A 9862-nucleotide genomic window follows, 5' to 3' on the forward strand; every position below is an offset into this window, starting at 1 on the left:
GCCTAACCTCCTCACGAAAAAACTCCGCAGCCGAACGACTGCGGAGTTTTTTGAAAAGATCCTTGAAGGAAACTTACTGGGCGTCCTGCTGAACCTGCACGAGGCGAAGCGGCGTGCGGGAGATGAGTTCGCCGTCAAGCGTCACGTCCACGGAATAGTTGCCGGTCTTGTCGAACTTGAGACCCTGGAAGTTCATGATCAGGTTGCGGGTGAAGAAAGCAGCGCCTTCGGGAAGAGCGACGGTAAGATCGCCAACGATCGGCATGCGTTCGGGATCGAGAGCGACACCGTCTTCATCGACAATGGAGATGCCGAGCTTGTGGTCGCCTGCATCCTCGGGGGTCATGCAGAGGCGAAGAGCCAGAGAGCACATCGGGTGCACCACCGGGAATTGACGGGCGAAGAGAGTATCGAAGGCGCCTTGCACGCAAAGCTTGCCCTGATAGTCGGCTGCGTAATCGCAGAGAACAGCAACTTGGATATCCATAGTCTTGAGTAGAGTTTACATTAAAAACCTCCGCCAGCGGCGAAGCTTACAAAACGTAAGCTACCATAGCGCAGGATATATTCAAGGGAAAAAACAGTATCATTCTGTCATCGAAAAAAAGCCGCGCAGGGAATGTGCGGGGTGCGCGGCAAAAAGTTTGCCTTCTGACATCAATTTGGCTTCACCCTTTGCGGAAAACTCTTTAGACTGATGGGCGTGCCCATTTGTCCAAAATGTTCCAGCAATTTCCACCGGGGCGCGGAAGATCAATGTCCGCGTTGCGGTTTCAGCCTGAAACAGGCGGAACATATATTCGGCATCCACGATACCCCCTTCCAGCGGGTCACGGACGAAGCCGGGGCCCTCACCCACAAGGAACGCTCCGCCCTCGCCCAGATTCTGGAGAAGATCGAGCGGCGCATCTCCCCCGTAGCCCTGAGCGTCTACTTCACCGACCACGGGCAGCAGGAGCACTTCCGCAGCCACGCCCTGTGGATCATCAACCACCTGCGCCTCCACCACGCCAGCTTCGGCAAACGCGAACAGGCCAGAGCTCTGGACGATGCTCCCATCCTCATACGAGAGCAGGCAGACCAGCCGCACGGAGCGCCGTCGCCCGCCGGGCTGGCCGGGCGCACGAAAGACGCCTTCGACGAATGGAGAGAGAGATGGCACGACTTCCTTCATCCCCTGCCCCCTCCCGTCCGCCGGGAATGGATGCTGATTCTCGTCATCGACGTGCAGCTTGAGACAGCCTGCTTCGTCTGGGGGTACATGCTCGATCCCTACATCGACCCCGACCGCATCAACAGCTCCATCCTGAAAGCCCGCATCCCCATCCGCGAACGGGATGTCGTCCAGGCCATCAAAATCATGATGACGGAGGCGGCCCGCGAAATCGCCTCCAGCGGCCATACCGTCATACGCCATGCCGGCAAACACGGCCTCCTGCCCCGCGGCCAGCGCGCCACCCTCTCCGCCCTCACAGCCGCCGCCCTCCTCACCCCCTGCCTCTTCGCCCCTCAAACATGGGCCGTCCCCACAAGCGCGCCATCGCCGCCCATTGCCGAGGAAGTGGAAGAACCATCCGCCGCCGGGGACGATGCGACGCCCGCATGGCTACCCGCCGACTCCCAGCTGCTGATGCAGGGCAAATGGTGGTCGAGCTATCCGCCCATCCTCTTCGAACCGGAACCCGGCGCACCCCGCGCCAGACAGGCAACCCTTCCCCAAAGCAGCCTCCTGCCCGATCCGGCGCAGCTTCCCGAAAACGACAAAATCGTTCCGGCCGCCTACCTGAGCCTGTACGCCCAGAACGACCCCAGCAAACGCTCCAACCTCATCGACCCGCAGATGCTGCTCGCCGAGGTCGAGAAGAACGATCTGGAAACCCTTCTCAACGCCATCCCGAAGAAGTGCAACTTTCGCATCTACGTCAGCCTCTTCGTGCGCGGGCAGAAATACGACCCGAGAATCGACGCCCAGCGGCTGATCGCCCAGGTATGCCGCCCTCACGAGCGCAGCGTCCTCATCCAGTACCACCTCGGGGACTCGGAGAGCGTCCAAATCGCCTACGACCCCAATTTCCATGACGAACTCCCGGAGGGGGACCGCAACCGCATCCTACAGGAAGTCAAGGAAGAGGTATCCCGGTACTCCAACGGGCCGGATGCCCTCTACGCAGGCATCACTTCTCTGGCGGCGCGCCTCCATCCCGAAGTGGCGCAGCTGCAAAAGCTCGAAAGAAGGCGCCACAAGGAAGCCCAGGCCAGCACGGATATCGAAGTGCCTGCCGTCGACATCCAGATCGCCAGGGAACAAACGGAGAAAAAGGAATCATGGAAGGCCAAGCTGGCGGAAATCGCCCAGAACCCCGCCATGCTGACCATGCTCTATGCCGTACTGGGCGTTCTGGCCCTGTTCGGCGCCTTCATCCTCCTTTGGCGCCGCTGGAAGAGGCATATCCACCTTCTCGACTCCCATCCCGATATCCGGCTGGGCGCACCCTACGGGGCCGGAGTCAGCCGCACCGTCCGCTACATGGACGGAAAAGAACCGGCAGCGGATATCAGGGACGTTGTTTAACACACACTCTCTCGCCCCTTTCCTCCGCCGGAGGCTCCTTTACCTTACCGGGCCCATCATGCCCATCTTCCGGCATCCTGAGCATCCGGTAAGGAAAAAGGGTATTGACGGAGCGGACCGCCAATACCCTTGCCGAATAATTTCTACGCTTACTTGCCCTTGTTCCTACCGTTCTGACGTTCGGTATCATCAGGTTCAGCCGCGAGGAAGCTTTCCGTTTCCGCGGGAATGGCATACTCCGGCATAATATTGCCCTTTTGTTCGTCCAACTTGTCAATAAACAACCGCAAGGCAATACGCAGAACCGCAGTGCGATCCAAGGCATATTTCTTGCAGTACTCGTCCATGCGAAGCTGGAGTTCTTCTGGGCACCGGAATGCTATTAGTTTCATTTTCATTGTCTGATGGAGAGAGATTACCCGATTATTCCTCGATTTTTCGTTGGGAGGCTTGCTTTTCTGCCGCAAAAAGATCCTCCGGGGCCTGAGTCAAATGGTATTCCGGCATGATGTTCCCTCCCTGTGCATCCAATTGCTGCAAACATGATCGCAATGAAACCCGCAAAACCGTCGTCCGGTCGACGCCGTATTCTCTGCAATATTTGTCCATGCGTCTCCGGAGTTCATCGGGACATCTAAATGCAAGTAGTTTCATGCTCATATAGTGTGTGTGTGAGGCGTTATCGTAACGAAAAGGCTGGGTCAAATCAACCAATTTTTTGTTTCCAACAATTCTCCTGCCGGAATGAATATACTCGATTTTTATGTTAGGACAACGATATTTTTTCTGTTATGCATAAGTATCTCTTTTTCCGAGAATGGATTACAGCATAATAGTCAACCTCCTAACTTAACAAAACTCCAATATAATAGTATTTCAATGTGAAAAAACTCCAATATTATGGCATACTTTATGACAAAATATTTTTATGCAAATAGAGTGCCATTTTGAAAGATTCTTCTTGCCATTCTCTAATTGATAGAAAAATGTCATCTCTATGGCATTTTTCTATCCCGTCATCATCCGCTTGCCTGCTCTGGCAGCCATACAGGCAATACTGCCCTGTTGCGATCATGCCGCCCTAACTGCCTCCATGAGGTGCCTCGGCAAGGTGTATTTCGTCGCAAATACGCCTTGACAAAACCTCTACCCTGTCATACATAGCGGCCGCCTTCAAGCCATCGGCCATGAATTCGGAATCCCTGTATTACTGCAAACGAGTGTTGATCTACTGCATCGGCCTCTTCCTGCTTGCCACCGGCGTCTCGCTCTCCGTACTCTCGAATCTCGGCGTCTCGCCGCTCAACACGCTGCCCTACGTACTCAGCCGCATCACATCGGCCGAAATGGGTCTTTGCACCTCGCTTGTCTTCGTCGGCTTTATCGCTCTGCAAGCGGTCATTCTGCGCCGCGAATTCAAAATGACCACCCTCCTGCAGATACTCTGCTCCTTCCTCTTCGGCTACTTCGTTTCGCTGGCATCGGCCTGTACCTCCTGCCTGCCTGCATGCGGCAGCTATCCCCATCAGCTCCTCTACCTCATCGCCAGCATGGCATTGGTAGCGCTCGGCATTCTGTTCTACCTGAGCGCCGATCTGCTCTCCCTTCCCGGCGAAGGTGTCATGCAGGCCGTCTCCTACAAATCCGGCATCGCCTTTTCGCATTCGAAAATCTGTTTCGACTGCACCATGGTCGCCGGCGCCATCCTCCTGTCGTATATCTTCTTCCAGAGATTGGAAGGGGTACGTGAAGGCACGGCCATTGCCGCCGTCGGCGTGGGCGGATTTCTCAACCTCTTCACGCGCCTCTGGAAAAACAAACTCGTCCATTTTCTGGATCGCCGGGACGAAGAAGAGGAAGATTGCAGCGAAACGGCCGGTTAAAAACATCAGGCAGCCTTTACCGGGCATTCATGGTCCATCGTCCATGGGAGGAATATCGATCTGCCAGAACTCCCACGGAGGTACGGCTCCCCTGAGAGACTATTATGGGACAGCCAGCCGGATACAGGCATCATCTTGTCCGCCCTTGCAGGCAGCACAGCCGGTACATGGCCGTAACGATCAGGATTTCGAAGGATTCTGCCCTTCTGCCGCTTTTTTCAGATCCCGCACATCCTTCACCAGCTCGGGCAAGCGGCGGATGCAGGCATATTGCTTCTTCGCCTGCATGAACTCGCTGGCAGGCGTGCCCCAATAAACCTTGCCGCCCTCCAGATGGGTGATGACCCCGGCTTGAGCCGCAATCGTCGCCTTGTCGCCCACTTTCAAATGTCCGGCAATGCCGACCTGTGCAGCTACGGTCACATAATCGCCGATCTGCGTACTGCCGGCTACTCCGGACTGAGCCACGAGAATGCAATGCCTGCCGATCGCCACATTGTGTCCGATCTGCACGAGATTATCGATCTTGGTTCCTTCACCGATGACGGTGCGACCGAAGCGGGCACGGTCGATCGTCGTATTCGCTCCAATATCCACATGGTCGCCGATCTCGACGATACCCACCTGGTCGATACCCTCATAACAGCCGTTGGCGCCCATCAGGAAGCCGAAACCATCGGAGCCGATGACGGCGCCCGGCTGAACCACAACGTGCGAACCGAGGCGGCACCGCTCGCGCACGACGACGCGCGCATGAAGCTTGCAACATTCGCCGACTACGGCGGACGCTCCGATCACGCATCCCGGGCCGATATCCGAACCGCTACCGATGCAGGCTCCTGCTTCGATCACCGCTCCGGCGCCGATGCGCACGGCAGAGGCATCCAGCTTCGCCGAAGGATCGACGACGGCCGACGGATGAATGCCGGGAATCCATGCCGTGGACACGCTCATGAAATGCTTCACAAGGGCATTGAACGCCAGCGAAGGATTGGCTACTTCGATCAAAGCGATGCCTTCGGGATACTGGGGAAGACCCGGAGGCACGAGAACGACCCCTGCACGCGTGGCAAGAAAGTCGTGAAAATATTTTTCGTTGCCAAGAAAGGCAGCATCATCGCTGCCGGCCTCGGACAATGTGGAAACTCCGGAGATTTCACTCTCCGGAGTTCCGATTAACAGCTTACCCCCCGTCAGTTCCTGAACGGCTGCAAGTGTGAGCTTCATGAATCGCAAAATGGGGGGGATGACGCGCTTAGTTGGCTGCCGGAGCGGCAGGCTGGTCGAGAGGAGCGTTCGGATCAAATCCGGCGGGAGCATTCTTGTTCAGCTCGGATTTCATGGCCGGAGTAATATCAAGGCTCTTCTTGGCGAACACGAACGTATGCGTACCGGAAGGAGTCACCGCGCTGCTGTCGAACACGATATCGAAGTTTTCCGCGCTGGCCTTGTCCTGCACTGCCTTTTCGATCTCGGTGATGATGCTGCTCATATCGCGCTTGACCATTTCCTGGAAGGCGATCTGCTTGCGCTGCATGAAGTTCTTGTATTCGTTTTCAGCAGACATGGCATCGTTCTGCTTCAACTGGAACTCCTTGGAGATGGCCTGGCGGCGGGCATCGTTCAAGGTCGGGTCGTTATACTGCTGCCTGATCTTCTGCAGCTCTTCGCCCAAGGCCTTGAGCTTGTCCTGGCGTTCCTTGGTTTCGTTTTCGATCTTGATGCGCTGCTCGTTGATCTTCTTCTGGGCTGCATGCGTCTTGTAGTAGGATCTGAACAAATCCTGCACGTCTACGGACGCTACCTTCAGTTCCGCCGCCGTTGCCGTTGTGGCAAGACCGAGCATCGCCGTCGCAATAAAAGAAATATGGGACAATTTCATGTGTACACAGTGTCTTCTGACACCTTCACTTTATCTGCGACCGGGAACCATGTCAAGGGTTCGGCATGTCTTTCCCCTTGAATTTTCGGCATAATCGTGTACTCTTTCCCCGTGCAGAATATTTCCACCAAGCAGGCCCTTCGCCGGGCTCTGGCAGACAAGAGGAGCGGCCGCATCGTTTTCGTACCGACCATGGGCGCACTTCACGAAGGCCATGCCAGCCTCCTGAGGCAGGCACGCGAGCTGGCCGGAGCAGAAGGCTGCGTCGTCGCCAGCATCTTTCTGAACCCTGTCCAGTTCGACAACGCGGGAGATCTGGCCTCCTACCCCAGCACGCCGGAAGCCGACCTGAAGCTCTGCGAAACGTGCGGCGTCGATATTGCATTCACCCCCGATCCCGCAAGCATGTATGAAGGCGACCGCTCCATCTCACTGGAAGAAACGAACCTCTCGACCGCGCTCTGCGGCGCAACCCGCCCCGGCCATTTCGCCGGAGTTTGCCTCGTCGTCAACAAGCTCTTCAACCTCGTCCAGCCGACGGATGCCATCTTCGGCAAAAAGGACTACCAGCAGCTCGCCATCCTGCGCCGCATGGTGCGAGATCTCGATATTCCCATCACGCTGCACGGAGCCGAAATTGTCCGGGAAGCGGACGGGCTTGCCCGCTCATCGCGCAATGTCCGACTCACTCCTGAACACCGCGCCGCCGCTCCCGCCATCCGGCAAAACCTCCTTGCCGCCAAACAGGCCTACGAAACGGGGACGAATGCCGACGACGTGCGCCGGGATCTGACGGCCGCCCTTGAGGCGATTCCGGGCGTCCGGGTGGATTATGCCGAACTCGTCGATGCGGAAACCCTGCACGAACTCCGCACACCTGCTTCCCCCGCGCTGCTTGCCGTCGCCGCCTGGTTCGGCGATGTGCGGCTCATCGACAATATCGAGCTTCAGCGTGCCTGATTTCCACCCCCCATCCACATCCCTCACGTGATCAAAGCCATCAACCTCCACCGCAGCTATACCATCGGCAAAAAAACGATCGAAGTGCTGCACGGGCTGGAACTGCACATCCGGCCCGGAGAGAAAGTCTTTCTGTGCGGACCGAGCGGAGCCGGCAAAACCACGCTCATGTACACGCTTGCAGGCCTGGAAATGCCACAGCAGGGCACAGTGGAAATCGGCGGCAAAAGCATCTACGGACTCTTGACAAAAGCGCGCGCCGAATTCCGCAACAGGATGATGGGCTTCATCTTCCAGAACTACATGCTCATGCCGGAACTCACGGCTCTGGAAAACGCCTCACTGGCTACGGCCATTGCCGGACGCGAAGCCACGCAGGAAGTCACCGCCCTGCTGGACCGCGTCGGGCTGGGCAACCGGCTGGACCACCTGCCCAACGAACTGAGCGGCGGCGAGCAGCAGCGCGTCTCCATCGCCCGCGCACTGGCCCACAATCCGGAAATCATTTTCGCGGACGAACCGACGGGCAACCTCGACTCCCGCAACAGCAACGAAGTGCTGGACCTCCTCTTTTCCCTTGCCGACGAACGCAAAAAAACGCTCGTCATCGTCACGCACGATCCGAACATCGCCAAACGCGGAGACCGCATCCTGACCATCCGCGACGGCATTGTATGCGACGAGGCATAATCGCTGCCTTTCAGTTCCCTCGCTGAACATTCCACCCCTCCCAAAAAGAACGGCCGCCTCTTGCCGAAAGGCGGCCGCCGATCAAATCGTATGCAGGCAAAGCACCTGTCAGGCAGCACGCCGACGGCGCAGGGCCAGCCCCGCAAAACCGAACAATCCGAAAGCTGCAATGGAAGGTTCCGGAATAATGCTGGAAGTTTGAGTCAGCGTCAAGGCGTTGATCGTACCGCGTTCACCCATTCTGCCGATCGTCAAATTGCCGAGAGCATCCGCATGCCCCGTCAATTTCAGCACCACGTAATCGGCGCTTCCACGCAATGTATGAGTCTTTGAAGAAGCAGCCAGATCAAGCGTGCTGTATGCGCCTGAAGCCGAACTGGTCACATACTGTTCCGCCTTGGTAATATAGTTGGTATCAAGCGTAAAATACTGGTCGTTCGCACGATTCTGGCAACCGTAAACAACATACATCGTATAGCTTTCATTGGCCACAAGGCCGGAGAAAGACGTCGTCTGTACGCCCGCTGCACCATTGGTCAGCCCGGTCTGGTACACATTGGCGGTCATGCTGATTCCCGTCGTTCTTAAAAATTCAGCCAGAATATCCGCATGAAGCGTCGTCGTGGAACCCGTGCCATAATTGCCTGTATTGAAGTTGCCACCGTTGGCACTCACGGTCAATTGATACGGAGATGTCACGGAAATACTTGCTCCTCCGGCTTGCGTATGGGTCGTCCAGCCGACATCCACGGATGTCGAGCCGAAATTGACGGCCTTGGTATCCGGAGCGGCGGCGGCAATACCACAACACGCCAGAGAGATTAGTGTTAAAGTGATTTTTTTCATAATCAGTCCAAGTTAAAATAAAAAAGACATTAAATCATAATGACTTTTCCGGGAATAATCATAACGGATTGCCAATCCGCCGTCAACAGGAAAATGACTTAAAATCATGCTCATGGAGATATTATATATGGTGTATGTTTTTTTCTTCCCTACATCACATCAAAAAAACTGAAAAGATATATAGTAAAGCCATAACGGATTGGCAATCCGCAATCAATGAGAATTTCTGATAAACAACCATATAATTATCGTAAAACAATGATTGCGTGCTATATAGACGGACACGCAAAAGCCGGAGGGGGCATTTCCCCTCCGGCTCTGCCGTTGCGTGGTTGCGGTCGGTTGGTTCGCGCCGTTCCTTTAGAAGTTGTAGCGGTAGCCGATTCCTCCGCTTACTTCCGTGCTCCGGCTGCGCGCATCAAGGTTGATTTCCATGAAGATGCTGCTTTGCAGTTCGACCGGTATCGTGAGTCCGAGGCCTACTTCCACTCCCGTGCTTCCGGGTTTGATTCCTTCTACCGTGCGTTTGTACCCTTTCGCGTCCGCAAAGGCTACGTCCGCTTCTACCTGCCGGTCTCCTATGTCCTGCAGGAGCATGGCCCGCGCTTCGAGGGTGGCCGTGCGGTTGAAGAGGTTTTGCCCGACGGAGGCGATGTAGCGGCCGCCCACTCCTACCGTGCCGTAGGTGGTGTCCATGTTTTCGACGCTGAGGTTGGCGTTGCCCGCTCCCGTTTCCGTGTAGCCTTTCATGCGCGCGCTGTTGAGGCTGGCGTTGAAGAGGGGCTGGACGAGGGATTTGTAGTCGGTGTCCAGCGCGATGTCGTAGGCGAGTTCGTACATGGCGCCGAAGCTGCTGCCGTCCGTGGTGCCGCTGGTTTTGTACTGGCCGGCGCCGTAGTTGACGGTGCGGTCGAGGTCGGCTTTCGCGGTGCCGCCCGTGAGGATGCCGACGTGGGACCATTTGCCGCTCTGTCCGCGGAGGTAGAGGCTGGTGAGGTAGCTGTCGACATGTCCGCTGGCGGTGTCCGC

At 56.5% G+C, this 9862-nt stretch carries 11 protein-coding genes; 5 read left to right on the forward strand and 6 right to left on the reverse strand.

All coding sequences use genetic code 11. The annotated features are described in order from the left end of the window. Window positions 1-73: 73 nt before the first annotated feature. A complete protein-coding gene (locus AC781_RS06895) occupies window positions 74-487 on the reverse strand; it encodes a DUF6941 family protein (protein ID WP_067775601.1) in 414 nt (137 codons plus the stop codon). 216 nt (window positions 488-703) lie between these two features. Here AC781_RS06895 and AC781_RS06900 point away from each other — a divergent pair, with 216 nt between their 5' ends. After that, on the forward strand, window positions 704-2572 hold the full coding sequence (locus AC781_RS06900) for a hypothetical protein (protein WP_141675799.1): 1869 nt from the start codon (window positions 704-706) through the stop codon (window positions 2570-2572). Between the two features lie 149 nt (window positions 2573-2721). Here AC781_RS06900 and AC781_RS06905 read toward each other — a convergent pair whose 3' ends face one another. Beyond that, window positions 2722-2919 carry a hypothetical protein gene (locus AC781_RS06905; protein WP_141675800.1) on the reverse strand — a complete coding sequence of 66 codons (198 nt, stop codon included), beginning with the start codon at window positions 2917-2919 and terminating at the stop codon, window positions 2722-2724. A gap of 650 nt (window positions 2920-3569) precedes the next feature. Between AC781_RS06905 and AC781_RS14030 the strand changes: the two genes are divergently transcribed. Both AC781_RS14030 and AC781_RS06915 read left to right on the forward strand, forming a co-directional pair. Then, complete coding sequence (locus AC781_RS14030; RefSeq protein WP_172801778.1) at window positions 3570-3710, forward strand: hypothetical protein; 141 nt, start codon at window positions 3570-3572, stop codon at window positions 3708-3710. Window positions 3711-3759: 49 nt separating this feature from the next. Continuing rightward, window positions 3760-4455: a YczE/YyaS/YitT family protein gene (locus tag AC781_RS06915; RefSeq protein ID WP_067775612.1), complete on the forward strand. Its 696-nt coding sequence runs from the start codon at window positions 3760-3762 to the stop codon at window positions 4453-4455. Window positions 4456-4635: 180 nt separating this feature from the next. On the opposite strand, the gene lpxD is transcribed toward AC781_RS06915, so the two are convergent. Both lpxD and AC781_RS06925 read right to left on the reverse strand, forming a co-directional pair. Then, window positions 4636-5682, reverse strand: a complete 1047-nt coding sequence (lpxD, locus tag AC781_RS06920; RefSeq protein ID WP_067775616.1) for a UDP-3-O-(3-hydroxymyristoyl)glucosamine N-acyltransferase — start codon at window positions 5680-5682, stop codon at window positions 4636-4638. Window positions 5683-5710: 28 nt separating this feature from the next. Next, window positions 5711-6337, reverse strand: coding sequence for an OmpH/Skp family outer membrane protein (locus tag AC781_RS06925; RefSeq protein WP_083076694.1), 627 nt, complete (start codon window positions 6335-6337; stop codon window positions 5711-5713). A gap of 96 nt (window positions 6338-6433) precedes the next feature. On the opposite strand from AC781_RS06925, the gene panC reads away from it, so the two are divergent. Both panC and AC781_RS06935 read left to right on the forward strand, forming a co-directional pair. Continuing rightward, on the forward strand, window positions 6434-7297 hold the full coding sequence (gene panC / locus AC781_RS06930; RefSeq protein WP_246777966.1) for a pantoate--beta-alanine ligase: 864 nt from the start codon (window positions 6434-6436) through the stop codon (window positions 7295-7297). 27 nt (window positions 7298-7324) lie between these two features. Further along, complete coding sequence (locus AC781_RS06935; RefSeq protein WP_067775622.1) at window positions 7325-7987, forward strand: ABC transporter ATP-binding protein; 663 nt, start codon at window positions 7325-7327, stop codon at window positions 7985-7987. A 108-nt stretch (window positions 7988-8095) separates the two neighbouring features. Here AC781_RS06935 and AC781_RS06940 read toward each other — a convergent pair whose 3' ends face one another. After that, on the reverse strand, window positions 8096-8833 hold the full coding sequence (locus AC781_RS06940; protein WP_067775625.1) for a hypothetical protein: 738 nt from the start codon (window positions 8831-8833) through the stop codon (window positions 8096-8098). A gap of 360 nt (window positions 8834-9193) precedes the next feature. Continuing rightward, window positions 9194-9862: autotransporter outer membrane beta-barrel domain-containing protein (locus AC781_RS06945; RefSeq protein ID WP_141675801.1), on the reverse strand; the 669-nt coding region annotated here is incomplete at its 5' end.

It is taken from the genome of Neoakkermansia glycaniphila, assembly GCF_001683795.1.
Taxonomy (GTDB): domain Bacteria; phylum Verrucomicrobiota; class Verrucomicrobiia; order Verrucomicrobiales; family Akkermansiaceae; genus Akkermansia; species Akkermansia glycaniphila.

Excerpts from the sequence above, each read along its gene's own strand:
- AC781_RS06895 (WP_067775601.1), bottom strand. The coding sequence starts at position 487 with ATGGATATCCAAGTTGCTGTTCTCTGCGATTACGCAGCCGACTATCAG.
- AC781_RS06905 (WP_141675800.1), bottom strand. The coding sequence starts at position 2,919 with ATGGACGAGTACTGCAAGAAATATGCCTTGGATCGCACTGCGGTTCTG.
- AC781_RS14030 (WP_172801778.1), top strand. The coding sequence starts at position 3,570 with ATGGCATTTTTCTATCCCGTCATCATCCGCTTGCCTGCTCTGGCAGCC.
- AC781_RS06915 (WP_067775612.1), top strand. The coding sequence starts at position 3,760 with ATGAATTCGGAATCCCTGTATTACTGCAAACGAGTGTTGATCTACTGC.
- lpxD (WP_067775616.1), bottom strand. The coding sequence starts at position 5,682 with ATGAAGCTCACACTTGCAGCCGTTCAGGAACTGACGGGGGGTAAGCTG.
- AC781_RS06925 (WP_083076694.1), bottom strand. The coding sequence starts at position 6,337 with ATGAAATTGTCCCATATTTCTTTTATTGCGACGGCGATGCTCGGTCTT.
- AC781_RS06940 (WP_067775625.1), bottom strand. The coding sequence starts at position 8,833 with ATGAAAAAAATCACTTTAACACTAATCTCTCTGGCGTGTTGTGGTATT.